Origin of the sequence: Pseudomonas sp. JDS28PS106, assembly GCF_036706555.1 — a bacterium.
Lineage (GTDB): Bacteria > Pseudomonadota > Gammaproteobacteria > Pseudomonadales > Pseudomonadaceae > Aquipseudomonas.
This window is the reverse complement of record NZ_JBAJGT010000013.1, coordinates 43,515-68,252: the sequence shown is the minus strand read 5'-3', so window position 1 is coordinate 68,252 and position 24,738 is coordinate 43,515. Positions and strand designations below refer to the sequence as shown.

The window sequence follows — 24,738 nt, the reverse complement described above, 5'->3', positions numbered from 1 at the left end:
TTATAGCTTGACCAGACCTTGAACTCAAATTACGTTTTACGTAACCCGTTTACGATATGAATAATAACAAGAGGTCAAGATGTCAGCGCCTATCGCGGCCGACCCCCTGAACTACCTTTCGGGGTTCGGCAATCAGTTCAGTACTCAAGCCTTGCCGGATGCATTGCCTCAAGGCAGAAACTCTCCACAGCGCCATCCCTTGGGGCTGTATGCCGAGCAGCTCTCGGGTACGGCCTTCACGGTGCCTCGCAGTGAAGCGAGACGCACCTGGCTGTACCGTATCCAGCCGTCGGCGGCTCACCCGCGCTACGAGAAAGCCCCCCGGCAGATCCTTGGGCGCGAGCAGGGTCCCGTCACGCCCAACCGCTTGCGCTGGAACGCCTTTGCGATTCCGGACCAGCCCACGGATTTCCTCGACGGCCTGATCTCGCTCGCCAGCACCTCACCGGCCGATCAGGCGGAGGGCATCAGCGTGTACGTCTATGCCGCCAACGCTTCCATGCAGCGCGCATTTTTCAACGCCGACGGCGAATGGCTGGTGGTGCCTCAGCAGGGACGCCTGCGGATTGTCACCGAACTGGGGTTGCTGGAAGTGGCGCCGCAGGAGATCGTGGTTGTGCCGCGCGGCTTGAAGTTTCGCGTCGATCTCCTGGACGACAGCGCTCGCGGATATGTCTGCGAGAACCATGGCGCATCGCTGCGCCTGCCGGATCTGGGACCTATCGGCAGCAACGGCCTGGCCAATCCGCGGGATTTCCTGACGCCGGTGGCCTGGTTCGAGGACAGTACCCGGCCGGTAGAACTGGTCCAGAAGTTCCTCGGCGAGCTGTGGGTGACCCGGCTCGGCCATTCGCCGTTTGACGTGGTCGCCTGGCATGGCAACAACGTACCGTATAAGTACGACCTGCGCCGGTTCAATACCCTGGGCACCGTCAGTTTCGATCATCCGGACCCGTCCATTTTCACTGTCCTGACCTCACCGAGCGCAGTGCACGGGCAGGCCAACGTCGATTTTGTGATTTTCCCGCCGCGCTGGATGGTCGCCGAGAATACCTTCCGGCCTCCATGGTTCCATCGCAATGTGATGAACGAATTCATGGGACTGATTGAAGGCGAATACGATGCCAAGGCTGAAGGTTTCGTGCCCGGTGGAGCCTCGCTGCACAGCTGCATGAGCGCTCACGGCCCGGACAACGCCAGCGCGGTCAAGGCAATGGCTGCCGAACTCAAGCCGCAGAAGATCGAAAACACCCTGGCTTTCATGTTCGAGACCGGCAAGGTACTGCGCCCCGGCCGCTACGCGCTGGAGTGCGCCGAACTGCAGGCCGATTACGATGCCTGCTGGGCGAACATGGGCCGGACCTTTACCAGGAAAACGCAATGACACTACCGATTTCAGACCGCCGCAGCTGGGTGCCGGGCGCGGATGAGCACACCGACTTTCCGTTGCAGAATCTGCCGTTCGGAGTCTTCGCCTGGAAGGACAACGGACCGCGGGGCGGCGTCGCGATAGGTGATTTCATTCTCGATCTGCAGGCGCTGGTCGACGCCGGATGGATCGACGAACAAGCCAGGGAAATCGCGAGTATCGCGAGCCGGGACCAGCTCAATGATTTTTTCGCGCTGGGGGCCGAGTCGCGGCGCCTGCTGCGCACCGCTCTGCTCGACCTGCTTGATGCCGCCGCGCCGGAACGGGGGCGGCTGGAGGCCGCTGCCCCGACCATTCTGCGTCCGGTCAGCGAGTGCGTCATGCACATGCCGGCCCGTGTTGGCGACTACACCGACTTCTACGTCGGCATTCACCACGCGACCAATGTCGGCAAGCTGTTTCGTCCGGAAAATCCGCTGCTGCCCAATTACAAATACGTGCCCATCGGTTACCACGGTCGGGCCTCGACGCTTTGCGTGTCCGGCGCCCCGGTGTGTCGTCCCGCCGGGCAAACCTTGCCCCCGGGCCGGCAGGAGCCGGTTTTCGGTCCATGCAGGCGGCTGGATTACGAACTGGAGCTGGGGGTGTGGATAGGTCCGGAAAACCGGCAGGGCGAAGCGATTGCCATCGATCAGGCGCCGCGCCATATCGCAGGTTACTGCCTGCTCAACGACTGGTCCGCGCGCGACGTCCAGGCCTGGGAGTACCAGCCCCTGGGCCCGTTCCTGTCCAAGAGCTTTGCCACCACAATCTCCCCCTGGGTGGTGACGCCCGAAGCCCTGGAGCCGTTTCGCCGCGCCCAGCCCCGGCGACCCGAGGGCGATCCGCAGCCCTTGGCCTATCTTTTCGACGAAGCGGATCAACGCAACGGGGCGCTGGATATCGAGCTTGAAGTGCTGATACTTACCGAACGGATGCGCCGTGACCATCTGGCGCCGCACCGTCTGGCGCTCAGCAGTACGCTGAACATGTACTGGACCGCGGCCCAGCTCGTCGCGCATCACAGCGTCAACGGCTGCGCCCTGCGACCGGGCGATCTGTTCGGTACCGGGACCCTGTCAGGCCCGCAGGCTGGGCAGCATGGCAGCCTGCTGGAGATGAGCGAAGGTGGCAGGCAGCCGGTCGTTCTGCCCAATGGCGAAGAGCGTTTCTTTCTCGAAGATGGGGACGAAATCCTCCTGCGCGCCCGTTGCCGGAGGGAAGGGCAGGCGAGTATCGGTTTCGGCGAATGTCGAGGGCGTGTGCTGCCCGCTCCGTCAGGGGCCTGAATCCTCAGGTTTGCCGCGCGTCGTCGGCAATTTCATACCAGCCGAGGAACATGTCGAGCGTTGATTCGATGACCCGCTCCTGCTCCTCGGTGTTCAGCAGCCCGGCGTTGAACGTGACCTGCGGCCAGAATGCGAAGGCCTTGAGCAACGCATGCATCTGGGTCGCGGCAAAGCCGGGTTCGACCGCTTTGAGCCTGCCGTCCTTCTGGGCGGCGCGAACCCAGATCGAGAAGGTTTCCTCGCGCTCGTTCAACCGAGCCACCCAGGCCTGTGCGCGCTCGGGAGAATGGACCGTCGCGCCGAACACCACTTTTGCCAGGTCCAGAAAACTGCTGTCGTTCAGGGTATCCATCTTTTGCCGAAGCAGCTTGCGAAGCTGTTCGCGAAGCGTGCAATCGGCCCGATAGGGCGCGTCTGCCAGTGGCGGCGCGCAGCTCCACAGCCGCTGGAGAATCTCGGCGAACAACTCTTCCTTGCTGGGAAAATGATTGTAGACGGTGCGCTTGGAAACCTCGGCACGTGCCGCGATGCGGTCCATGCTGGTGACCTCGAATCCACGATCACGAAACTCCGCGATAGCGGCCATCACGATGGCTTCACGTTTCTGATCGGTAAGGCGAATGGCAGAGGTCATGGCAGGCTTCAAACACACGTTTAGAGAAAATTACACTCGGTAGTTTACTTATCACCAAGGATCATGCAAGCTTAAAACTACACCGTGTAGTGTAATAGCGAAGCGTCCCCACCTTTGCATGAAGGCCGGCTTCGCTTTTCCACGGTGTACCACGGCTCTGCGAGCCTGACCGTCATTCTTTACCCGCTACCGGGAGGCAGCGCCTCATGGCCACGACAAAAAATCAATCGGACCTGTCCTCATTGCCCACCTTGTCCCGCCACGAGGGTCGTTATCGCAATCGTGCACCCATGACACCATCGAGCACACTGCGTACCCTCGCCATCTTCTGGGATCAGCTGTTCAACAAACCCAGGCACACGCGGCCGGCGGGAGAAATCCCGGTGCAGCCGCTGTCTCGCCAGCAGTTGCTGGCAGCGCCGGACAACACCGTTTACCGGCTGGGCCATTCCACCGTGCTGCTCAAACTGCACAATCGTTTCTGGCTGACCGACCCGGTGTTCGCCGAGCGCGCGTCGCCGGTGCAGTGGGCCGGCCCGCAGCGCTTCCATCAGCCGCCGATCAGCCTTGACGAGCTGCCGCCGCTAAGCGCCGTCATCCTGTCCCATAATCACTACGATCATCTGGACCGCGCCGCCATTGGCCGTCTGGTGCACAAGACCGGCTGTTTCCTGACGCCGCTTGGTGTAGGCGATACCCTGATCCAGTGGGGCGTGCCGGCCGAAAAAGTTCGGCAACTGGACTGGTGGCAGTTGACGGAAGTGGAAGGGCTGGAATTCGTCGCCACTCCCTCGCAGCATTTTTCTGGGCGTACCTTGCGCGACAGCAATCTCACGCAATGGGCGTCCTGGGTCATGATCGCCGGCCAGCGGCGGATTTTCTTCAGCGGTGACAGTGGATACTTCGACGGCTTCAAGGCCATCGGCGATCAATACGGCCCATTCGACCTGACGCTGATGGAAACCGGCGCCTATAACGTGCAGTGGCCCATGGTCCATATGCAGCCGGAGCAGACTCTGCAAGCTCACCTTGACGTGCGCGGACGCTGGTTGCTGCCGATCCACAACGGGACCTTCGATCTGGCGATGCACGCCTGGCATGAGCCGTTCGACCGGATTCTCGCGCTGGCGTGGGAACGCAGCGTCAATATCACCACGCCGATGATGGGGCAGCCGTTCTATCTGGATTATCCGAGTCGTGGGCTCACCTGGTGGCTCGACGTTGAGGAAGCCGCTCAACCCGCGAAAGAGCGGGTCGGGCGCTCATTGGGGTGCGCTGAAAAAGGGCAGAACGCCTGAGTCCGCGCCGATCAGGTCGGCTGATCGGACTCCGGCGCGGTGCGAGGGCGTGGTTGCTCGCCTTTCTCGTTGAGCTCCTTCTGCTTCTCGCCCACCTTGCCGGCGTTTTCCGGTTTGTGATCGAGGTCTTCGCGTTTGGATTCATCGGCCATGGCCCATCTCCCTTATCCGGCGTTCGTAGTATTGGTCAACGCGGCGCGGACAAGATTCGATAATTCGCGTCCGCAAGACGCCATTTGCGCTGTCTAGACTCAAGACATCTTGGTCGAGTTCAGGCTGTCGTCATGCATCACCTGCGCGCCCAGGCGCTGAATAATCTGTGGGCCAACCATCGGCTACTTGCAAGCTGTGCTGCGCTGACCGACGAGGAGTATCGGGCGGCGCGCACGGGATTCTTTCCGTCGATCCAGGCGACCCTCTGCCACATTCTGGAAGTGGACGTCTATTACTTCGCCGCGCTCAACGAAGATTTGCTGGGCCAGGATGTGCCGCCGCCAGTCAGGCTGGAGTTTGCGGAACTGAACGCCAGACAGCGGTTACAGGATCGTGATCTGGTGGAGTTCTGTACACGGCTTGCGGATTCCGACGCCCAGCGCGAAGTGCGGTTGATCCGTGCCGAAGGCGAAGTGCGGGAACGGATCGACCGGATTCTGCTGCATCTGTTCGAGCACCAGATCCATCATCGCGGGCAGGTGCACTGCATGCTGTCGGGAACCTCCGTCGCGCCGCCGCAGCTCGATGAGTTCTTTCTGGTCGCCGACGAGCCTTTCAGACGCAAGGACATGCAGGCGCTTGGCCTGGCGGAAGAGGACATCTGGCCCAGATGATGGCAAGGTCCTATCGCCAGCAAGCTGGCTCCCACGCGCGATGGTCCTATCGCCAGCAAGCTGGCTCCTACGCGCGATGATGTAGGAGCCAGCTTGCTGGCGATCTCGCACGGGTACCCGACATCCAAATGAATACCATCTGTGCAATCAGTGTGAACCCATTGCTTGAATCGATAGTCACCATCAAGGAATGCGAGTTCTGTTTTTCTCGCGAAAGAGGAGGATAGCGACATGCCTCCGATGCAGCTGATGAAGGACACACCATCATGAAACTCTCGAACCTGTTGGCCCTGGCCGCCGTCCTAATCGGTGGCATCATGATCTCCGCTCCCGGTTATGCGGCGCAGGGCGGCGATTGCCGGCTCCTGCCGGTCGCCGACAGTGGTGCGCAGTTGCGCTCATCCCAGAAGGTCGCTGTGCTGTACAGCGAAAACACGGTCAACACGCTTCAGTACCTGGAGCAGTATCAGGCCGTTGCGTCTCGCGGCGCCGCCGATAGCCGGCTCGACAGTCGGATTCGCCAGGCATTCATCGGCAGTGCCGACCCGAAGCTGGCGATCGATCGTCTTCAAGGCGCACTGAAAGAGCGCTTCGCTCAGGTGACCGTCTACGACGACCTCGACAGCGCGCTGAATGCCCAGCCTGATGTGGTGGTGATGCTGGATGTCTACAACCGCCTGCTGACCCAGAGCAATTCCAGAGTAGAGGCGCAATTTGCCGCGACTTTCTACGACTCGCAGTTGCAATTCATCGGCAAGGCCGAAGGTGCTCGCGTCGAGGATATGACCGCTGCATGGCTCAAAGGCAAGGCCGCCGAGCAGATCGCCGCGCAGATCGACAGCCAGCGTTCGCTGCAACTGGACGCGCTGAACCGCTTCGATACCTCCCTCGACAGCCTGTTCAACGCGCGTCAGGCCGGGCGGATCGCTGCCAACTGATAGCCGGTCGGGGTATCATCCGGCGCCCGATCTCATGGACGTAGTCGCATGCAACTGCCGGATCTCAATCTTCTGATCGCCCTCGACGCGCTGCTCGACGAGGGCAGCGTTGTCGGCGCCGCCCGGCGCATGCACCTGAGCCCGGCAGCGATGAGCCGCACCCTGACCCGGATTCGTGAAGCCATGGACGACCCGATCCTGGTGCGCGCCGGTAGAGGGCTGGTACCGACCCCTCGCGCGCTGGCGATGCAGGCTCAGGTCCGGGAACTCCTGGAACAGGCCGCGCAGGTATTCCAGGCGCGGGACGAAGTCGACATGAGCACGCTGGAGCGCTGTTTCAACGTGCGCTCCAATGACGTGTTCTTCGGCTCGTTCGGCGCTCGCTTGCTGGAGGCCATGCGCACCAGCGCGCCCGGTTGTACGTTGCGCTTCGTGCCGGAAGGGCCGGGCGACGATGATGCGCTGCATGAAGGGAACATCGACCTGTACGTGGCCTCGCGGCGCAATTTCGGGCCTGAGATCAAGGTCCAGACGCTGTTCACCACGCGCTTCTGCGGGCTGGCGCGAGAGGATCACCCGATCTTCGACGCACCCATCACGGCGCAGCGATTCGCGGCTTACGATCAGGTCAGCGTTTCGCGGCGCGGGCTTGCCCGTGGTCCCATCGATCCAGCCTTGGCGGAACTCGGTCTGGAGCGGCGCATCGCGCTCATCACGCCACATTTCCACTCGGCGATTTTCGGCGTGGCAGGGTCGGATTTGATCTTGACGCTGCCTGAACCTGTACTGTGGAACATGAAGGGTCTGGGTCTGCGCATGCGTGCGTTCGAGATTCCCCTGACTCTTGAAGAGGTGTCGGTAAGTCAGGCCTGGCACCCGCGCTTCGACAAGGACCCGGCGCATCGCTGGTTACGCCAGACCCTCAAGGAAATCTGTTCGGTGCAAGGCAAGCTGACGTTCTAGCAATCCGCGTCGACGGCTGCTCGCCAGGGTTTGAGCCAGATGGCCAGACCGATCAGCAGAAGCCCGCCGCCGAAGGTAGCAAGACCCAATTGCAGCCAGGTGTTCTGAACCGGATGCAGCCACAAGGCTGCCGAGATCATGGTCAGGCAGGCCAGCATCCAGTGGCTGCGCCAGGCCACCACAGCTGTCAGACCCTGGCGGCGCATGAGCAGCAAGCCTGTGAGCAGGGCGCCGGCCAGGGCCGCGACCGCGATACCCTCCAGCCCCAGCCAGAACGGCAGTACGCCCAGCAGCAGCGCGTTGCACAGGCTGCCCAGCAGCTCGCAGTTGAGCGGCAAGCGGGTGTCCGCGGCTGCATAGGCGTAGCGAGCCAGCAAGGCATTCCAGGCGCTGAACATCAGCGGTGCGGCGAACCAGGCGAGCAGTTCTGGCAAGGGGCCGTTCTGGCTTTGTCCGGGAAGCAGCAGGGTCACCAGCGCACCGGCCGCGCCGATCAGGCCGACGACAGCAGGCAAAGTGAGCAAGGTGGTACTGGCCAGACCGCGGCGCAGCAGCGACAGGCGCTGGTCACCTGCCGCGCTGCCGCTCATCAGTCCCAAGAGCACCTGATTGAGGCTCATCAAAGCGATCAACGGCAGATTAATCAGTTTGCGGGCCAGGTTGACCCAGGTGACCGCGCCGTCTCCCAGCAGCGACGCGACCATGCGCTCCAGCAGGGCCAGTCCCTGGCTTGCGAGATTGCTGGTCAACAAGGGTCCAAGACGTGCAAGCAGTTCGCGCAGCGCGCCGGGCTCGGCATGCCGCCGCCACGGCCGCCAGCCTTGCCGACAAAGGGCGGGCAGCAGCACCGCGGGCATCAGCAGGCTGCCCAGCAGGCAGGCACCGGCGACGCCGGTGAGAGTGGCGGACTGGCTGAAGACTGCCAGATACAGCACCGGCGGTGCGTTGAACACCAGTGAACCCAGGCCTGCCAGCAAGAAACGTGATTGCGCCTGCAACGGCACGCAGAGCAGGCCATGCAGTACAAAACCCGGCGCACACCACGCCAGCCATTGCAGACCGCCGGCGGCTTGCCGAAGGCCCTCGTCGTCCAGGCCCGGTCCGACCACTTGCGTCCAGAGGCCTGAGCCTAGACTGAGCACCGCGCTCAGCACTATCGCGAAAGCCAGCAGGGCAGGTGTCATCGCGCCGAGCCAGCGCTGGCGCGCGTCCTCGCTGCGCTGTTGATAGAGCGGCAGCGCCGCGGCGCTCAGCAGACCGGCAGCCAGCGACATGCGCAGCGCCTCGGGCAGAAACATCGCCACCAGGAAGGCATCGCTGCGCTCGCCCGCGCCCCAGGCCGCGACCAGCAGCCACTCTCGGGCAAAGCCCGCCGCCAGTCCGGTCAGGGTCGCCAGTGTCAGCCAGAGGGTGGAGCCCAGCATGATCGTCGCGCCTGCTTAGTGAAACAGCGTGAACAGGCCTTTGCCGCCCACTTTGTAGTTGAGATTGCGTGTCCGCTCGCCCTTGATCTCGGCATTGGGACCGCCGACGATGGCGTAGGGCGGGACCGGCTTGGAGACCACGGCGGCACCGCCGACCACCGCGCCCTCGCCAATCTCGGCGCCGAACGAGATCAAGGCCCGGCTGCAGATCCAGGCATAGTCGCCGATTGACACTGGGCCGCCCACAGCCCAGAACTCCGGCGCCTGCAAGTCGTGGCCGCCGGCGATGATCAGCACATGCGATGCAATGGTCACGTGATCGCCAATCACCAGACCGCCGCGTGCGTCGAGCTGGCAGTGCCAGCCGACCGTGCTGTCATTGCCGATACGCAGGCTGTCGACGCCCAGGACTTCGGTGTTGCGCCAGACGGTCGAGCCTTTGCCGATCTTTGCTCCGCCCATCCGCAGCCACAGCAGGCGCAGCGTGTGGCTGGGGATTTTGCAGATCAGCATGTTGTACAGCTGCTCCCAGACGCGCAGCATGCGATCGCGCAGCGTCGGCCAGTTGATGCCGTACAGCGGAATCAGCGCGCCCAGGGTTTCCTGGGACAGCAGGCGATAAAAGCGTCGCGCCAAGGGGTGTTCGATGCGCGGCTCGATGTTCAGGTACGAGATGAATGACAGCGTCCGGCCCTTGATGCGCGTCTCGAAGCACACGTCGTTGGCGAGCATCCACTCGTACGCGGCCTGCAGCTCTTCCAGAGGTACCCCCATCTTGAGGGCATAATCGGGCAGCGCTTCGCGCAGATCATGCGAATGCATCATGCGATGTTTCATGAAGAGGTTCCTGGAACAGAAAGAGATTTTGAGGAGGGCACAGCGGCGGCCCGTACCCTGCGGGTTTCGTGCAGGCTGATGCCGACGAACAGCCAGAACAGCGCGACCAGCACATTGGTGAAGCTGAAGTAATGGTCGAACAGGCCGCTGAACAGCGCCGCCATGACACCGATCATGCAGCCCAGGCCAATGGCGTTGTCCTGGGTCAGAACGATCGATTGCCCTGTGGGCCGTACATGTTTCCACCAGCTCCAGGTCGCAGCGATGAACAGTACCATGCCGGGCAGCCCCATCTTGTAGATGAAGTTGAGCCACAGATTCGAGATCCCGTAGTCGGTGTAGCCCTGAACCGGCGGGTCGACCTTGAAACCGATGCCGAACGGGAAGGTGGCGACCGCATCGGGGAAGTGACTGTATTCGAGAAAGCGGACCGCGGTGCTGGTGTCATCGTTGGAGAACAGGCCCAACAGGCGTTCCTGCAAGGGTGGATAGAACATCAGCAGCGCCACGCCAGCCATCGCGCCGCCTACCAATAGCCGGCCCAGATGCGGAATGCGATGACGCGCCATCCACAGCATCACCGCCACCAGGCTCACCAGAGCGCCTCGCGAACCGGTCAACAGCAGGCCGACCGCGCCGATGGCAGCGACGCTCAGTCCCAGCGCGCGGCCCAGGCCTTTACAGGTCATGCCGTAACAGAAGGCCAACGGCAGAATCATGGCAAACGCGCCCCCGGCCACGTTGGGGTGCATCCAGGGTGTGCCCATCCGGTTGACAAACGACAGCAGACTGTCGCTGAGCACGTCGATACTCGCGTAACCCATGGTCGCCAGAATCGGGGTAATGGCGGTCGCCGAACGGTTGATCACGTACACCGGGATCGAGAGCAACAGCATCAGCAGCGTTCCGCCCAGGATCGCGACCACTACCCGGTCCAGATCCCTGCGGTCGGTCAGTAATCGGGGTACCAGAAACAGCACGGAGAGGTTGAACAGCCAGCGTACCCAGTTGATCGGCCCGTTGCCCTCCAGGGGTATCGACACTTGCCCGACCAGAAACGGGAAGGCGCTGAACAGCATCAACGCCACCAGCCAGCGTTCCGGGCGCAGCATCTTCGGGACCCGCGTCTGGTCCTGGAATATCGACTGCAACAACCAGGCACCCCAGGTCAGCATGATCAGTGCTTCGGAGACCGTGGTGCGGATGCCGATCTGGACCGTCGAGTAGGGCACGAACGCGCCGATGAAGCAGAACAGCAGCAGTCCCCGCACCGGATGGTGTAGCACGCTGACGACGGCCGCTACCCCCGCCAGCGCCACAAGGACCTTGGCGACCGGCAGCACCCAGATCAGTACCCCGAACATCAGGCTCAGCAGCAACCCGACGGGCAACGCAATCGGCATCAGCGCAACTCCTCCAGCGCGGCATACACACCCTGGCGATAAGTCTGGGTGTCGTAACGCGCGACCCAGACGCGGGCAGCCTCCGCGTCTTCGTGCGGGGCGTGCGCAAGGCTTTCCATCAGGCTGATCAGGGCTCCGCTGTCGACCGGCGAAAAGCGCGGGCTGTCAGGCGGAGCAATTTCGTCCAGCGACGAGCCGGTCGCGACCGCCACCGGGGTGCCGACACTCAGCGCCTCGATCACCGGCAGGCCGAAACCCTCGTTGCGCGAAGGTTGCCACAGGCGGCCGGCATTGCGGTACACGGCGTGAAGCTGCGCATCGCTCAGGCCACTGACCGCATGCAGACCCGGCAACTGCCGCTGGGCCGGCGCCAGGCAATCGTCGCCGCCGACCAATACCAGCTCGGGAATGGCTGCGGATCTTTGGCGAGCGGCATGCCAGGCGTCGACGAACCAGGGAATGTTCTTGCGTGGCTCGCGGGTGCCCACGCACAGCCAGTAACCGGTCGGCAGCCGCAGGTCAGTGATGTCCGCCGCTTCGCCCTTGAACCCTTCGACCAGCGGCGGCACCACCCGTAGCTTGTCCCGGACCCAGGGAAACAGCCGCTGGGCTTCGTTGGCGGTGAACTGCGAGACCGTCCAGATCCGGTCGGCGACCCGCAGCGAATGCAGGATCGATAGCCGGTCGGTGACGCGATAGACCCGCGCCTTGAGTCGCGAGCCGTGGTGGTTGTCCTGGGTCAGCTGGAACAGGTCATGCAGTTGCAGCACATAGCGCAGGCCCGCCGGTTTGCGACCCAATGGCAGCCCCATGTTGATATTGGCCATGTAGATGTCGACTTCAGCGTCGCGCAACGCGCGCGGCAGGAACAGTCCCTCGAAGCGCAGCCGCTCCGGCAGCCGGTGCACCGCGTCGATGGGTGCTGCCCAGCGCGGCACGTGCACGTGGCGCCGGATCGGATGGTCGTGGGGCGCGACGCCGAACAGTTGCAGTTGCACGTCGGGATGCGAGCGGAACGCCTGTTCCAGCGCGATGTTCTGGCGGCCGATGCCGCTGAAGGGATAACCGGCGGCCGCGCGGTAGTCGAGTCCTATACGCATGTGCGCGATCCTTCCTGTGCCTTGCCCTGGGCGGACAACAGCCGGTGATAGATATGTTCCAGCTGGGTGGCCGTTACCGACCAGTCATGGGTGTCGCGCACATAAGCGCGACCCGCCTCGCCGATCTTCGCCAGGATCACCGGACACTGGATGTTGTTGGCGATCAGACGCGCCAGTTCATCGGCATCCTCGCTGCCCAGGTAATGCTCGCCGTTGCTGACCGCCAGACCCGAGACGCCCTGCGCGGTGGTCACGATCGGCAGGCCGGCGGCCAGCGCTTCGAGGATCTTGAGCTTGGAGCCGCCGCCCTGGCGCAGCGGCGCGAAGAACATCGACGCACTGGCTTGCAAGGCACGCAGGTCCGGCACGAAGCCGACCCATTCGATCCGTGGGTCAGGCCAGCGCTCCCGCCAGGATTCAGGCAGGCCGAAGCCGCCGACCGCGAAACGCACAGTGGGCGAGAGTGCCCAGACCTTGGGCATGATCTCGTCCAGCGCCCATTCGACGGCATCCACGTTCGGGCCGTACTCATAGTTGCCGATGAACAACAGACGATGGTTATAGCGATCCGGCAGCACGCTGGCGTAGTAATGGGTATCCACACTGTTGACGGCGACCGAGGTCGGCTTGCCGCTCAGGCGCGACAAGACCTTGGCGTCATCCTCGGTCACCGAGACCAGCTCACCGACCTGGCGGAACACCCGCAGCTCCCAGCGCCGATAGCGCCAGCGATCGTACGCCGCAAAGGCGCCTGCCCAGCGAGGCAGCAGGTTATAGCTGGCCGCGCCCAGGGCTGACTCGACATTGTGTTCGGTCAGGACGAAAGGCTTGCCCGAGCGTTGCAGTGCCCGTTCAAACGGCTGGAAGGCGTAGCTGTGCTGCAACTGGATGATGTCCCAGTCTTCCTTGAGCAGCTCTTTGAACACCCGCTCCAGCTCCGGCGCGTAACCGTTGATGCTCGCCAGCATCGGCACGGGCGCGAAGGTCACGGCGAGCAAGGTCTTCAGGCTGTGACGCGGGCGCCGGGGCACGACAATCAGCCGGTCCAGCCAGGGCTCCAGCGCCGAGCGGGTGCTGTCATCCAGCTCGGTCTTGGATTGCACCAGCAGCGTGATGCGGTGCCCGCGCGCGGCGAGATTGCGCAACAAGTGATATTCCCGCGTCTTGCCGCCGCTAGTGGTCGGCCACGGCAAGTAGGGAAGCGTCCAGAGAATGCGCATGGCTCAGGGTTTCCATTCCAGAATTTGCAAAGTCGGCTTCAGGCCCAGGGTGATGCCCTTGTCGGCGCTCAGGGGCAGACGGCTGCCGGTCAGCGGGTCGTGCAGAACCGCGTCGGTGATCGTCGGGAAGTTCAAGGTGCTGCCGGTCGCGCTCCAGAACATCAGCAGGCGCTTGCCGTCATCTCGATCCCAGGTGATGGCATACAGATCGGCGGGTACGCTGCTGACGCCGGGCGGGTCGGCGGGAGTCAGGCGCGGGCCGGTGATTTGCAGGAAGCGTTGCAGCGCGTTATAGACCGGCTTGGGATTGGCTTGCAGATCCAGCAGGCCGTATCCCTGATCGCGAGCGCTGGCGCGTTCGTCCAGATCGCTGAGGTTGAACAGGAAAATGCGCTGGAAATCCAGAGCGCTCATCAGCGCCAGCCGCCGCAGCGTGTAGTCGGCCTGGCCATCGACGCCGATCAGCGCCTGCAATTCCACCGGTCCGTCGTAACTGGACCAGCCCCATTCGGTGGCCCAGACATCTTTCACGCCGCTGCCGTGCAGCATCTGGTTCACGGCATTGGCCCGCACCAGAAAGTCCCGGTCGCGCACCGAATCGCCCTCGGGGTATTCGGAGTAGGGGTGATAGGCCGCGACGATGTTACGCGCGCCCAGTCCGTCATTGACCAGGGTCTGCAACATATAGCCCGGCGTGCTGTGCATCTGGCTGTAATACGCCATGCCGGCGGTGACGATAGTCTTGTCCGGCAGGACGCTGCGAATGGCGTCGGCCGTGGTGGTCAGCAGACGGCTGTAGGCGACAGGGTCCTCTTTGGGCTGCCAGATGATGTTCGGCTCGTTCCACACCTGCCAGGCCCCGACCTGCGGGTAACGCTGGGCGAGGGCGGTCATTCGCGAGGCGAACAGCTTGAAATCGCTGGGTGGATACTGGTCCCGGCTCTGAGCGGAGGCAGGCGCGGTGCTGGCAAAGGGGGCCGAACCGACCATGTAGGCCAGCGTGTTGTAGCCGTGTGCCTTGATCTGATCCATGGCGCCGTCCAGTTCGGCCAGGCGGTACTGATCCCTGACAGGTTCGATGATCGGCCAGTGAATGGTCAGGCGCACCCACTTCAGACCCAGCGCGTCGAGCCGATCCATCTGCTGGCGGTAAATGTCCGGCGTAAAGTACTGGAACTGGACGTTGACCCCCAGAAAGTCCTGCCACACCACGCTCTGACGACCCTTGAGCACGGTCTCGGCCCAGGCATCCGACGCCAGCAGTGCGCTTGCCAGCGCGGCTGCGCAACCCATTCGTTTCGCCATTCGATTCAGCATCGCTTCACCTCGCAGGCTTGCTGGAACACGTCGAGAAAACGCCTTGCGGTCTCGCTCCAGACCCGTGCGCGGCCCATCTCACCGGCCTTTTCGGCCCAGTCTTCGGTCTGCCCGGGATGTGTGCAGATATGCGCGAGTGCGTCGGTCAAGGCCTGCACATCGCCCTGTGGGAAGATCATGCCGTTGCCGTGTGAAACCTCTTCGGCGAATGACCGGGCATCGGAGGTGATCACGCCCCGCCCGCAGGCCACTGCCCAGGAGAGCGCGCCGCTGGTGCCGCGCAATTGGCCCAGCAGTTTGAGCTTGCTGGACTCGCGGTAAGGCAACACCATCACGTGGTGCGCCTGGATGACCTCGGGAATGCGCTGCGCGGGCAAGTCCAGCTGCCAGTCGATCAGGTCCACCAGCCCCAGTTCGCGGATTCGCCGGCGCAACTGCTCCAGATAGCTGCCGGACGGACCGAACGCCATTTCCGGTTCGCTGCCGCCCGCCAGGGTCAGGCGGAGGCGGGAGCGCAGGTTGGGGCGCATGATGAACAGCGCGGCCAGGGCTTCGAGCAAATCCTCGATACCTTTGCCGCGATAGATGAACCCGAAGTACAGCAGGCGTAGTGGCCGCAAGGGCGGGAGCGGCGCCGGTTCGATGGGCAGGTTGCCGTGACTGATTACCGCCATCCGCGACTGTTCCACGCCCATGCGCCTGCGCAACGCCTGACCCCCGGCCTGAGTCAGGGTGATCAGGCGAGTCATGTGGCGCGCCAGTTGACGTTCTTCGCGCAGGCACAGCGGGTCGGCCAGCACCGTGGCGATTTCCGGCGCCGGGGAGCGCATGCCGGTCGCGAGCGACAGTGGCCATGGCAGGCGCTCCCGGCGCCAGACCAGGCGTTCAGGATCGTGCACCGTGGCGGTCAGCGGCAGCGCGGGCAACTGCCGGCGCAGGGTGCGCAGCGCCTGAAATTCGGCCAGTCGCCCGCCGCCCAGCTCGGCGTGCGCCATGTCCACGCCCGTCCAGTCCCAGCTCGCGACCCGTTCGACCGCCTTGCGAGGGTCGTTGCCGATCCCCTGCAGCGGCGTGACGATTTCCACGCCCAGCGCCTGCAGCGCGTTTCGCAGGTGGCCGGCATAGTCGGCGATGCCGTTCTGTTCTGGCGGCAGCGGGGCGAGCAGGGCAATGCGCATCAGCCACGACTCCCGATACGCTTCATGAAGGTCAGCACCTTCTCCGGGACCGCGAAGCGGCGCCGATTGAGAATGATGCCGTCGACCCGCTTGAACGCGGTATTGAGGTTGGTCAGTGCATCTTCCAGCATGGGTACGGTGGTCTGTTCGGCCTGGATCACCAGCACGATCAGATCAGCATCACGCAGCAGCACGAACGCGCCCTGGTTGTCCGCCAGGCTCGACGCGTTGAGCAACAGGATTTCACCGGGCTGCGCGGGGCCACGTCCTTCGGTGCGGACGCGGTGCCCTTGCTCGATCAGCAGTTCGCTCAGATGGGCGATCACGAATTTCACACCCGCCCCCGGGTGTCCGGCGGTAAAGCCTACGACCAGACCCTTCTCGGCCACCTGGCCCAGCGGCAGGATTCCGTAGATCCGATGCAGGTTGGCGGTAAAGGCGCCGCGACGTTCCTGAGCGCGCTCCAGGTCCGGGAGGCTGGTCCACACAGGCACGCCGAAACGCCCTTCGATCTTGTCACCGTCGTGGATGCGCTGGTCCAGCAGGTAGAAGAAGTACAGCGCCAGCAGTCCCACCAGAACGCTTACCGGCAAGGCCAGCAGGAGCATGGCCAGGCTTTTCGGGAAGACCCGGCTGGGGTTGAAGGTCGCTTCTTCGACGGTCGCGATGTTGCTGATCTGACTGTTGTCCAGCTCGCGGTCGATCCGCGCTTTTTCCAGGCTGTCGGTGTACAGCGCGTAGCTTTTCTCGGCGGCGTCCAGTTCGTTCTGCAGACGCGACAGCTCGGGCTCCAGGTTCAGCGCCAGCTGGCGGTCACGTTCCAGCTGGGCCAGTTGCGCATCCTGCTGGGCCAGCTGGGTTTGCAGGCGAGCGTAGCTGGTCTGCTGGTCGGCATACACGTTCTGCATGCGGTTGTAGATGGGATTGGGGGTGATGCTCTCGGAGCGCTGGACCGTGGCGTCCTGTTCCTGGAGCAGCTTCTTGAGATTGTTGATCTCTTCATTGACGGCACGTACCGGAGGCGCCTGCTCCTTGAACGAGCGCAGGAGTTCCTGGCGCTCGACTTCCTTGCCGTTGATACGGTTCTGCAAATCCTGGCGATTGGGGTTGAGCGCCAGCTCGCGACCCGCGGAAACAGTCTTGGGCTGAGCCGCCAGCTGCTTCTTCAGCAGATCCAGGCCCGCCTTGGTGGAGGCGATCGCGCGGATGGTGTTGTTGCGCTCGGTGCGCAGATCGTTCAGGCCTTGGGACGTGTCCGCCAAACGCTGGGCAATGCTCACGGCACCCAGCTGGTTCAGGTAGGTCTGGATCTGTTTCTTGAAGGAAATGATATTGGCGGCGGTGGATTTCACTTCCGATTCGTAGAACCCGTAGAGGCTCACGCGTCCCAGAGTGCGGGTACGCTGCAACTGGTACTCCTCGATCCAGGTTTTGAGCACGCTCTGGGCAGTGGCCGGATCGTTCCAGGTGAAGGTCAACTCCATGACCGACGAGCCCTGTTCATGGCGCACCTTGAAGTTGCGCTGCAGATTCTCGGCGAGCGTCTCTGCCTGAGTGCGTTTTTCCACCAGCCCGACGAACTGCAGCGCACCCCGCAGGATGTCCACCAGGGCGCTGACCGCGCTCTTGAGGGCAGTCTTGACCGAGGCGATCACGCCGGTCGGCTGTGGCGCGCGCGACAGCTCGGCGAGGTATTTTTCCGCGACGGTACGCATGATCGGCCGGCCGGTGAGCATGCGCTCCTCGTCGAGCAGCGGGTCGCGCAAGCCACCGGGGACGACGATCGCCTGGCGGTCGGAAAGCTCGATGGGCACGGTGCTGCTGTCGCGGCCGGGCTTGACCAGCAGCAGGGCAGTGGACTCGTAGCGGTTGGGCAGCAGGAAGGCGCCCAGCAGAATGATGACGAAGGTCACCAGCACGGTGGTCTGGACTTCGCGCCGGAAGATGAAGAACAGGCGCAGCAGGTCGCGAAAAGAACGGATGTTGATCATGTGGATTCCCTGGCAATCAGTTGCTACGCAGCTCGTAGTTCACGCCCAGCCCGATCGACTTGGCGAAGGGCAGCAGCTGGTTGAAGTACAGGTTGACGCCGTCCACCTTGTTGCCGACGGTGGACTTGGGAACGAACACGACATCGCCGCGCTTGAGCAGCACCGGCGCGGCAGGGCCGCCGGCGCCGGCCCAGAGCAGCTTGCTGTAATCGAAGAAGTAGGTCTTGTAGAGACCGTCCTCTTCCTCACGCAGCAGGGCGACCCGAGTGGCGTCGGCATCCAGGGCGACGCCGCCGGCGCCAACCAGCGCCTGGGCCAGGCTGGTCGCCACGGTCACCGGCAGGGTGGCCGGATTGCGCACCGCGCCGCCGACGAACACGGTGTTGCCGGGGGACTGGGAAATGTTGATGGTCAAGGCCGTTTCGCGATACACGTCCTTGAGCTTGTCTTCGAGCACGTCGTTGAGTTGCTGCACCGTCAGGCCCGCAGCCTTGACCGTGCCGATGTACGGGTAGGAGAAAGTCCCGTCGCTCAAGACCTGGAACAGGGTCAGCTCGTAGATGGAGTTGGCGGTGAACGCCGAGATCGAAGGCGCCTCGCCCGTGTTGCGCACGATGCGCAGGGTGTCGCCCGGGCGAATCCGCTCCGCGGGCAGCGGTTTGCCGGCCAGCGCGCGCCCCGCGGCCTGACCCGCCTCGATCTGTGCCCGGTCGTCGGGCAAGCCGACCCGCGAGGGCGTATTGCAAGCGCTCAGCAGCATAACGCTGGCGATGAGCATCAAGCTCCAGCTTTTCATTGGTCCAAAACTCCTGTCATGCACGAATACGGCGCCCTTGCGGGTAAATCAATCATGTTGGCGGGTACTGCCTGGTCCAATGTGCTCGGTTCAGCGTCTGCCATCGGTGGTCGCAGGGTCGCGCGGGCGGCCCTGCACCGGTGTTGCTGTCAGCTCTTGACCGCTTGTGCGGGCACTCTTCCGTAGATGTCGGTGAAACGGACGATGTCGTCTTCGCCCAGATACTCGCCGCTCTGGACTTCGATCATCACCAGGTCGATGACGCCGGGGTTGACCAGTCGGTGAGTATGGCCGGGCTTGATGAAGGTGGACTCGTTGGTGTCGAGCTTGAACTCGCGTTCGCCGTTGGTGACTTCGGCCATGCCGCTGACCACGATCCAGTGTTCGCTGCGATGATGATGCATCTGCAGCGACAGCGAAGCCTTGGGGCGCACCACGATGCGCTTGATCTTGAAGCGCTTGCCTTCCTCCAGAACGGTATAAGTGCCCCACGGCCGGGTGACCGTGCGATGCAGACGATAGGCGTCGTGGCCCTGGCGCTTGAGTTCCTGCGCGATCAGCTTGACGTCCTGGCTGCGGTTGCTGTCGGCGATCAGCAATGCATCGGGGGTGTCGATGATGATCAGATTGTCCAGCCCCACACCGCCCACCAGACGCTTGGGCGAGTCGATGTAGCAGTTGGTGACATCATGCAGTACGGTCTCGCCATTGCACTGGTTGCCATTGACGTCGGCGTTGGCCAGCTCGCGCAGCGCCTGCCACGAGCCGATATCGCTCCAGCCCAGTTCACAGGGCACCACGGCCACCTTGTCCGAACGCTCCATGATCGCGTAATCGATGGAGATGTCCGGCACCGTTTCGAAGACTTCAGCGTTCAGTTCGACTTGCAGCTCATGGCTGCCGTGTTTGCTTTCACTGGCTAGCAGGCAGGCCTTGACCGCCTCCAGCACTTGCGGCGCATGGGTCTCGAACTCGCGCAGCACCACATCGGCGCGCAGGCAGAACATGCCGGCGTTCCATAGGTGTGCGCCGCCATTCACGTAGGCCTGGGCAGTCGGTGCATCGGGTTTTTCCACGAAGCGTGCCACTTGATAGCCGTAGTCGTTGAGCGCCTTGCCTTTTTCGATATAGCCGAAGCCGGTTTCCGCCTTGGTCGGCAGGATGCCGAAGGTCACCAGCCAGCCCTCGGCGGCCAGCTCGCGTGCCTGGGACACGGCGCCCGAGAAAGCCTGCACGTCTTCGATCAGGTGGTCGGCCGGCAGGATCAGCAACTGGGTCTCTTCGCCATACAGGCGGGTCACGTGCAGGGCAGCGGCGGCCACGGCAGCCGAAGTGTTGCGACCGAAGGGTTCGAGCAGGAAGTCCAGATTGACGCGCGCCTTGTTGAGCTGGCGATAGTCGTCCACGGTCCGGAAGTAGACTTCCCGGTTGGTAACGGTCAGGACCCGGTCCACCGCAGGCAGGCCGGCGGCACGTTTGAAGGTCTTTTGCAGCAGGCTTTCGCCATCGGGAAGGCGCATGAAAGGCTTGGGCATGGCTTCACGAGATACCGGCCAGAGTCGAGTGCCGGAACCGCCGGCGATGATGCAGGGGATGAGATTGCTCATCAATAAGCCTCACGAGTGAAGAGCACTGCCGGAACAGTGCGCATAAGGATGTAGAGGTCGAACCAGACGGACCAGTTTTCTATGTACTCAAGATCGAATTCGACGCGCTTTTCGATTTTTTCCACGGTGTCTGTCTCACCACGGTAGCCATTGATCTGCGCCAGCCCGGTGATGCCGGGTTTGACGCGATGGCGTGACGTGTACTCCTTCACCGCCTGCTCGAAGAGAATGCCGGCTGCTTTGGTAGCCGTCGCATGGGGGCGCGGGCCCACCATGGACATCGTTCCCGCCGCCACATTGAACAACTGTGGCAGTTCATCCAGGCTGGTCTTGCGGATGAAGCGCCCGACCCGGGTAACCCTGGCGTCGCCCCGGGTGGTCTGTTTTTCCGCCGTGGCATCAGCCTGATGCTGATGCATGGAGCGAAACTTGAAGACTTCGATGAGCCGGTTGTTGTAGCCATAGCGTTTCTGGCGAAACAGCACCGGACCCGGCGAATCGAGTTTGATGGCCAGTGCGATCAGCAGCATCAACGGTGACAGCGCGACAATGGCCAGAGCCGACAGTGCAATGTCCTCGGCGCGCTTGAAAAACGGCGACCAGCCGCGCAAGGGCACGTCCGACGCGTTGAACATCGGCAGGCTGGCGACTTCGGTAATGCGGTTGTGCGCATGACGGAAGGCGATCATGTCCGGCACCAGCAGCACGTTCACCGGCAGGCGGCGCAGCTCGCGAATGATGTAATCCATGCGGTTCTCGGCGGTCCAGGGCAGGGCGACCATCACCTGAGTCACCTTGCCGTCGCGGATGAGCCGTTCCAGATCCTGAGTGTTGCCCAACAGCGGCAGATTCCCTACTGATTTGGGCATGCGACCGATGCGGTCATCGATGAAACCGAGCACGCCGGAGCGAATGTCCTGGTTTTCCAGCAGGTACTCGGCCAGCCGCAGACCGTTCTCGGTCGCGCCCAGGATCACGGAGTTCTGCAGGTACGTGCCTTTGCGCATCTGGCGCCGAAACACCATGAGTATGGTCAGACGGACCATACAGAACAGCGTCAGACTGGCGCAGTACCAGATCACCAGCTGTTCATTGGTGATGTAGTCGAACAGGCCCAGCGTCTGGTGCATGAACAGCAGCAGTCCGAAGGCGGTCGACCAGGCCACGAGGATCAGGCGCAGCCGCAGCGCATTGCTGAACAGCGCTTCGGAATAAACGCCTAGCGCCTGGAAGATCAGCACGCAGACCACGCCGAAGAACACCTGCACGGCGAGGTAGCTCCTGGAGCCGCCGAGCGCCGAGTCTTGCATGAAAGCCAGGATCAGAATGCCCGGCAGCACGCCGGCGATGCCATGAGCGATGCGAATGCCGAACAGAAAATACTCAATGAGACTGGTGCGCGTCAGCGAAAGACTGTCCACCGGATGCAACCGCATAAAGCTCCCTCACTGCTCGCCGGTGGCGCTTGGCACCGACGCAAACACATTCATGACCGGCGCTGTCAAAAAATCAGCTTTGCGCCGGTTTTGTCCAAGCGTAGTCAGGAACTTGGCGTTCCGGAATTTATCCGTAGGACGTCTCTTCCCATTTATGTCGTCCTGGTCGCAATTTTATTGAAGACATTTCATCGCTTTAGCGCGAAATCCACTCGTATGGATATACGACTGACAGTAAAGCTCATGAAACGAGGCTTGCATGAGAAAGAACGTAATATTTTCAGGCCGACGGACGGTCGGTGTAACGATTTGAGGCTATCGCCCAGCAGCCGCAGGGGGCCGGCCTTGAGCGGCCGTTCAGAAAATATTTATGGAAGCGAAGGTCTTTTGCATTCGTCAGAGGTCAGATTCATGCGCTGTACGAAAAGTGTCCGTGATTGGTAGGGATTCACTGATCGGCGCGGGCGGCGACGGGCGGAGGCCTGTCGGGCTTTTCTTGCAGATATCGATGGGAGGGGGTCATGACACAACGCAGGGCAATGCTGATATTGCACGGCAAACAATCGCTGAACGAAGACGTGCGGGCGGCCGTTACCGAAAAGCGCAAGCAGGGCTGGGACCTGGACGTGCGTCTCACCTGGGAAGGCGGAGACGCGCAGCGTCTTGTGAAAGAGGCGCTGGCGGCCGGTCATCGGCAGATCGTGGCCGGCGGCGGCGACGGAACCTTGCGCGATATCGCCGAGGCCATCGCCCTTGCCGATGAACAGGCCAGCCTGACCATTCTGCCGCTGGGCACCGCCAATGATTTCGCCCGGGCCGCGGGGATCCCGCTTGAAGTGGCCGCGGCGCTGGAGCTGCTGGAGCAGCCGCCTGTTGCGGTCGATCTGGGCGAAGTGGACGGCAAGCTGTTCCTGAACATGGCGACCGGTGGCTTCGGCAGCCAGGTCACCGCCAACACGTCCGAAGAACTCAAGAAAGTGCTGGGCGGCGCCGCCTACCTGTTCACCGGCCTGACCCGTTTCAGCGAGTTGCATGCCGCCCATGGCGAACTGACCGGACCCGATTTTCACTGGCGGGGTGACTTGCTGGCCCTGGGTATCGGCAACGGGCGACAAGCCGGGGGCGGTCACGTTCTGTGTCCCGGAGCGGTCGCCGACGACGGGTTGCTGGATGTCAGTATCCTGCCGGCACCTCAAGAGGTGGTAGGGACCTTACGCAGCCTGCTGGAAGGCGGGCTGGGTATCGACAATATGTTCATCCGCGCACGTTTGCCTTGGGTGGAGCTCAAGTCGGCCCAGGGCCTGGACATCAATCTCGACGGCGAGCCGCTGTCGGGCGAGGATCTGCGCTTCGTCGCCCGTCCGGCGGCGATCCACTTGCATCTGCCGTCAAATTCACCGGTTCTGGGGGCGCCCGCGCGGCTCAGTCGTCCAGACTGATGATGCGCTCGCGCACGCAGAACAGCACCAGGCCCGCCACGTCGAAGATCTGCAACCGCTTCATGATCTGCGCGCGGTGGGTCTCCACGGTCTTGATGCTCAGGTTCAGGCCGCTGGCGATCTCCCGCGTGGACTTTCCGCGCACGATCAGGCGCAGGATTTCCAGCTGGCGCGCGGTAAGGTTGTAATGTTCGACCGGGCGCGGCGTGGCAGGCTGATTGCCGCGCAGCGCCCGATTGATGACCGTGTGCGCGATCGCCGGACTCAGGTAGCGCTCATGATTGCGCAGGGCATCGAGCGCTTGTTGCAGCTCGGTGGTGGTCGCGTCCTTAAGCAGATAGCCATGAGCGCCCATCTCCAGCGCGCGCATGATGATTTCAGGGTCAGTGTGCATCGACAGGATCAGCACCTTGCTCGACGGGCGGGTATTGAGCAGGCCCTGCAGAGCATCCAGCCCGTTGGTTTCCCTCATGCTGACGTCCAGCAGAATGATGTCCGGGTCGAGTGTGCTGGCGAGCTCCGGCAGATCCTTCGCATCGGCGGCTTCGCCGACCACCGTGTAACCGGGAATATCGGCGACCATGGCGCGCACGCCCGCCCTGATCAGCGAGTGATCGTCGATCAGCAGTAACGTACAGTTCATGGGTGCTTCTTGGAAGAGTCGGCCCGCTCGTGAGCTCGGGCAGGCCATGGAAACAGGACCTCGATGCGGGTGCCCTGGCCGGGGCTGCTGTGCAGTGTCCAGCAGCCGCCCAGCAGCGCCACGCGCTCGGACATGCCAGCGATGCCGCGCTGGCCTTCACGGGCCGGATCGCGAGCCGGCTCGAAGCCGACGCCGTCGTCGCTGATCGCCAGGGACAGACCGGCGGGCAGCCGTTGCACGCGCACCAGCAGGTTACGCGCATGAGCATGACGCAGCATGTTGGTGACCGCTTCCTGAGTGATGCGGAAGGCGGCCATGCTCATGTCGTCCGGAACGCCGGTCAGCCGCTGCTGACACTCGAAGCTCCAGCGTACCGGGCTGTCGGCCAGGGTGGTGAGCAGATGACTGCGCAGGCTGGCTTCCAGTCCCAGGCTGGACAGTTGGCGCGGATTGAGGATCGCCGAAAGATCACGAACCTTGTTGAGGGTGTCCTCGAGAATGGTCCCGAGCTGCTCGCCATGACCGCGCAGCTCTTCGGGCAGGCGGCGCTGTAACCAGTCGCTCTGCATGCGGGCGGCGGTCAGCATTTGCCCGATGTCGTCATGCAGCTCGCGGCTCAGCCGCTGACGTTCTGTTTCCTGAACTTCCAGCAAGCGCTCGGCCAGCTCCCGGGGTTGCAACTGGATCATCCGGCGCGAATGCAGCTGCATGGCGAAGACGACGGCGAAGGCGACCATGTTCAACGACAGCAGGGGAATGGATACCGCAGCTCCGACCAGCAGGAGCGCAAGATTGCCCGCGAATGCTACGACACACAGCGCAGCCGTGAGCCACTGGGCGCACCGGCTGTCGAAGCGCGCTGGCCGTGTAGAGGGTGGGCTGGCGTACATAATGGATGAAGTCACCGAAAGTCTTTGTCAACGACCGGACGATATGGACGTCGGCCCTGTAACGGACATCTAGTTAGATACCCGCCTTGTTGCACCAAAA

Annotated in this window: 22 protein-coding genes; 7 read left to right on the top strand and 15 right to left on the bottom strand. The window is 63.0% G+C overall.

From position 1 onward, the window contains the following. The first annotated feature begins 79 nt into the window (after positions 1-79). Together hmgA and fahA are read left to right on the top strand one after the other, a co-directional pair. The gene (gene hmgA / locus TRP66_RS19205) at positions 80-1,384 is read left to right on the top strand and encodes a homogentisate 1,2-dioxygenase (protein WP_333405959.1); all 1,305 of its coding nucleotides are present in this window, start codon (positions 80-82) and stop codon (positions 1,382-1,384) included. Then, positions 1,381-2,697, top strand: a complete 1,317-nt coding sequence (gene fahA, locus TRP66_RS19200) for a fumarylacetoacetase (RefSeq protein WP_333405957.1) — start codon at positions 1,381-1,383, stop codon at positions 2,695-2,697. Before hmgA ends, fahA begins: the two co-directional genes overlap by 4 nt. Positions 2,698-2,701: 4 nt before the next feature. On the opposite strand, the gene TRP66_RS19195 is transcribed toward fahA, so the two are convergent. Next, on the bottom strand, positions 2,702-3,331 hold the full coding sequence (locus tag TRP66_RS19195; protein WP_333405955.1) for a TetR/AcrR family transcriptional regulator: 630 nt from the start codon (positions 3,329-3,331) through the stop codon (positions 2,702-2,704). 206 nt (positions 3,332-3,537) lie between these two features. On the opposite strand from TRP66_RS19195, the gene TRP66_RS19190 reads away from it, so the two are divergent. Beyond that, a complete protein-coding gene (locus tag TRP66_RS19190) occupies positions 3,538-4,629 on the top strand; it encodes an MBL fold metallo-hydrolase (protein WP_333405953.1) in 1,092 nt (363 codons plus the stop codon). An 11-nt stretch (positions 4,630-4,640) separates the two neighbouring features. On the opposite strand, the gene TRP66_RS19185 is transcribed toward TRP66_RS19190, so the two are convergent. Continuing rightward, the gene (locus tag TRP66_RS19185) at positions 4,641-4,781 is read right to left on the bottom strand and encodes a hypothetical protein (protein WP_333405951.1); all 141 of its coding nucleotides are present in this window, start codon (positions 4,779-4,781) and stop codon (positions 4,641-4,643) included. A 132-nt stretch (positions 4,782-4,913) separates the two neighbouring features. On the opposite strand from TRP66_RS19185, the gene TRP66_RS19180 reads away from it, so the two are divergent. The 3 genes from TRP66_RS19180 (at position 4,914) to TRP66_RS19170 (ending at position 7,357) form a co-directional block, all read left to right on the top strand. Continuing rightward, on the top strand, positions 4,914-5,456 hold the full coding sequence (locus tag TRP66_RS19180; RefSeq protein ID WP_333405949.1) for a DinB family protein: 543 nt from the start codon (positions 4,914-4,916) through the stop codon (positions 5,454-5,456). Positions 5,457-5,722: 266 nt separating this feature from the next. Continuing rightward, complete coding sequence (locus tag TRP66_RS19175; RefSeq protein ID WP_333405946.1) at positions 5,723-6,394, top strand: ATPase; 672 nt, start codon at positions 5,723-5,725, stop codon at positions 6,392-6,394. 48 nt (positions 6,395-6,442) lie between these two features. Next, a complete protein-coding gene (locus tag TRP66_RS19170) occupies positions 6,443-7,357 on the top strand; it encodes a LysR family transcriptional regulator (protein WP_333405944.1) in 915 nt (304 codons plus the stop codon). Here the strand turns inward: TRP66_RS19170 and TRP66_RS19165 are convergent. The 11 genes from TRP66_RS19165 to TRP66_RS19115 all read right to left on the bottom strand — a co-directional run bounded on the left by TRP66_RS19165 (position 7,354) and on the right by TRP66_RS19115 (position 21,666). Then, positions 7,354-8,781, bottom strand: coding sequence for a lipid II flippase MurJ (locus TRP66_RS19165; protein WP_333405942.1), 1,428 nt, complete (start codon positions 8,779-8,781; stop codon positions 7,354-7,356). The genes TRP66_RS19170 and TRP66_RS19165 overlap by 4 nt on opposite strands. Before the next feature lie 15 nt (positions 8,782-8,796). Next, the gene (locus TRP66_RS19160; RefSeq protein WP_333405940.1) at positions 8,797-9,618 is read right to left on the bottom strand and encodes an acyltransferase; all 822 of its coding nucleotides are present in this window, start codon (positions 9,616-9,618) and stop codon (positions 8,797-8,799) included. Next, positions 9,615-11,021 (bottom strand): O-antigen ligase family protein, encoded by a 1,407-nt coding sequence (locus tag TRP66_RS19155; RefSeq protein ID WP_333405938.1) that lies wholly within the window; start codon positions 11,019-11,021, stop codon positions 9,615-9,617. Before TRP66_RS19155 ends, TRP66_RS19160 begins: the two co-directional genes overlap by 4 nt. Further along, positions 11,021-12,121: a glycosyltransferase family 4 protein gene (locus tag TRP66_RS19150; protein ID WP_333405936.1), complete on the bottom strand. Its 1,101-nt coding sequence runs from the start codon at positions 12,119-12,121 to the stop codon at positions 11,021-11,023. Before TRP66_RS19150 ends, TRP66_RS19155 begins: the two co-directional genes overlap by 1 nt. Further along, a complete protein-coding gene (locus TRP66_RS19145) occupies positions 12,112-13,341 on the bottom strand; it encodes a glycosyltransferase family 4 protein (RefSeq protein ID WP_333405934.1) in 1,230 nt (409 codons plus the stop codon). Before TRP66_RS19145 ends, TRP66_RS19150 begins: the two co-directional genes overlap by 10 nt. A gap of 3 nt (positions 13,342-13,344) precedes the next feature. After that, positions 13,345-14,658, bottom strand: coding sequence for a cellulase family glycosylhydrolase (locus TRP66_RS19140; RefSeq protein ID WP_333405932.1), 1,314 nt, complete (start codon positions 14,656-14,658; stop codon positions 13,345-13,347). Then, positions 14,652-15,836: a glycosyltransferase gene (locus TRP66_RS19135; protein ID WP_333405930.1), complete on the bottom strand. Its 1,185-nt coding sequence runs from the start codon at positions 15,834-15,836 to the stop codon at positions 14,652-14,654. The genes TRP66_RS19140 and TRP66_RS19135 overlap by 7 nt, the downstream gene beginning before the upstream one ends. After that, positions 15,836-17,827, bottom strand: a complete 1,992-nt coding sequence (locus TRP66_RS19130) for a GumC family protein (protein ID WP_333405928.1) — start codon at positions 17,825-17,827, stop codon at positions 15,836-15,838. The genes TRP66_RS19135 and TRP66_RS19130 overlap by 1 nt, the downstream gene beginning before the upstream one ends. A 16-nt stretch (positions 17,828-17,843) precedes the next feature. Continuing rightward, complete coding sequence (locus tag TRP66_RS19125; protein ID WP_333405926.1) at positions 17,844-18,623, bottom strand: polysaccharide biosynthesis/export family protein; 780 nt, start codon at positions 18,621-18,623, stop codon at positions 17,844-17,846. Positions 18,624-18,772: 149 nt separating this feature from the next. Continuing rightward, complete coding sequence (locus TRP66_RS19120) at positions 18,773-20,230, bottom strand: mannose-1-phosphate guanylyltransferase/mannose-6-phosphate isomerase (RefSeq protein ID WP_333405923.1); 1,458 nt, start codon at positions 20,228-20,230, stop codon at positions 18,773-18,775. Next, entirely contained in the window at positions 20,230-21,666 is a 1,437-nt protein-coding gene (locus TRP66_RS19115; RefSeq protein WP_333405921.1) for an undecaprenyl-phosphate glucose phosphotransferase, read from the bottom strand. Before TRP66_RS19115 ends, TRP66_RS19120 begins: the two co-directional genes overlap by 1 nt. Positions 21,667-22,187: 521 nt before the next feature. On the opposite strand from TRP66_RS19115, the gene yegS reads away from it, so the two are divergent. Next, positions 22,188-23,105, top strand: coding sequence for a lipid kinase YegS (gene yegS / locus TRP66_RS19110; RefSeq protein ID WP_333405919.1), 918 nt, complete (start codon positions 22,188-22,190; stop codon positions 23,103-23,105). Here the strand turns inward: yegS and TRP66_RS19105 are convergent. Together TRP66_RS19105 and TRP66_RS19100 are read right to left on the bottom strand one after the other, a co-directional pair. Continuing rightward, a complete protein-coding gene (locus TRP66_RS19105; protein WP_333405917.1) occupies positions 23,089-23,748 on the bottom strand; it encodes a response regulator transcription factor in 660 nt (219 codons plus the stop codon). The genes yegS and TRP66_RS19105 overlap by 17 nt on opposite strands. Further along, positions 23,745-24,638, bottom strand: a complete 894-nt coding sequence (locus TRP66_RS19100) for a sensor histidine kinase (protein ID WP_442965234.1) — start codon at positions 24,636-24,638, stop codon at positions 23,745-23,747. The genes TRP66_RS19105 and TRP66_RS19100 overlap by 4 nt, the downstream gene beginning before the upstream one ends. Positions 24,639-24,738 lie beyond the last annotated feature (100 nt).

Bases quoted from the DNA above. Each gene is read 5' to 3' on its own strand.
- fahA (WP_333405957.1), top strand. From the start codon at position 1,381: ATGACACTACCGATTTCAGACCGCCGCAGCTGGGTGCCGGGCGCGGAT.
- TRP66_RS19130 (WP_333405928.1), bottom strand. From the start codon at position 17,827: ATGATCAACATCCGTTCTTTTCGCGACCTGCTGCGCCTGTTCTTCATC.
- TRP66_RS19135 (WP_333405930.1), bottom strand. From the start codon at position 15,836: ATGCGCATTGCCCTGCTCGCCCCGCTGCCGCCAGAACAGAACGGCATC.
- yegS (WP_333405919.1), top strand. From the start codon at position 22,188: ATGACACAACGCAGGGCAATGCTGATATTGCACGGCAAACAATCGCTG.
- TRP66_RS19165 (WP_333405942.1), bottom strand. From the start codon at position 8,781: ATGCTGGGCTCCACCCTCTGGCTGACACTGGCGACCCTGACCGGACTG.
- TRP66_RS19150 (WP_333405936.1), bottom strand. From the start codon at position 12,121: ATGCGTATAGGACTCGACTACCGCGCGGCCGCCGGTTATCCCTTCAGC.
- TRP66_RS19180 (WP_333405949.1), top strand. From the start codon at position 4,914: ATGCATCACCTGCGCGCCCAGGCGCTGAATAATCTGTGGGCCAACCAT.
- TRP66_RS19175 (WP_333405946.1), top strand. From the start codon at position 5,723: ATGAAACTCTCGAACCTGTTGGCCCTGGCCGCCGTCCTAATCGGTGGC.
- TRP66_RS19160 (WP_333405940.1), bottom strand. From the start codon at position 9,618: ATGAAACATCGCATGATGCATTCGCATGATCTGCGCGAAGCGCTGCCC.
- TRP66_RS19170 (WP_333405944.1), top strand. From the start codon at position 6,443: ATGCAACTGCCGGATCTCAATCTTCTGATCGCCCTCGACGCGCTGCTC.
- TRP66_RS19115 (WP_333405921.1), bottom strand. From the start codon at position 21,666: ATGCGGTTGCATCCGGTGGACAGTCTTTCGCTGACGCGCACCAGTCTC.
- TRP66_RS19185 (WP_333405951.1), bottom strand. From the start codon at position 4,781: ATGGCCGATGAATCCAAACGCGAAGACCTCGATCACAAACCGGAAAAC.
- TRP66_RS19190 (WP_333405953.1), top strand. From the start codon at position 3,538: ATGGCCACGACAAAAAATCAATCGGACCTGTCCTCATTGCCCACCTTG.
- TRP66_RS19105 (WP_333405917.1), bottom strand. From the start codon at position 23,748: ATGAACTGTACGTTACTGCTGATCGACGATCACTCGCTGATCAGGGCG.
- TRP66_RS19195 (WP_333405955.1), bottom strand. From the start codon at position 3,331: ATGACCTCTGCCATTCGCCTTACCGATCAGAAACGTGAAGCCATCGTG.
- TRP66_RS19155 (WP_333405938.1), bottom strand. From the start codon at position 11,021: ATGCCGATTGCGTTGCCCGTCGGGTTGCTGCTGAGCCTGATGTTCGGG.
- TRP66_RS19100 (WP_442965234.1), bottom strand. From the start codon at position 24,638: ATGTACGCCAGCCCACCCTCTACACGGCCAGCGCGCTTCGACAGCCGG.
- TRP66_RS19120 (WP_333405923.1), bottom strand. From the start codon at position 20,230: ATGAGCAATCTCATCCCCTGCATCATCGCCGGCGGTTCCGGCACTCGA.
- TRP66_RS19125 (WP_333405926.1), bottom strand. From the start codon at position 18,623: ATGAAAAGCTGGAGCTTGATGCTCATCGCCAGCGTTATGCTGCTGAGC.
- hmgA (WP_333405959.1), top strand. From the start codon at position 80: ATGTCAGCGCCTATCGCGGCCGACCCCCTGAACTACCTTTCGGGGTTC.
- TRP66_RS19140 (WP_333405932.1), bottom strand. From the start codon at position 14,658: ATGCTGAATCGAATGGCGAAACGAATGGGTTGCGCAGCCGCGCTGGCA.
- TRP66_RS19145 (WP_333405934.1), bottom strand. From the start codon at position 13,341: ATGCGCATTCTCTGGACGCTTCCCTACTTGCCGTGGCCGACCACTAGC.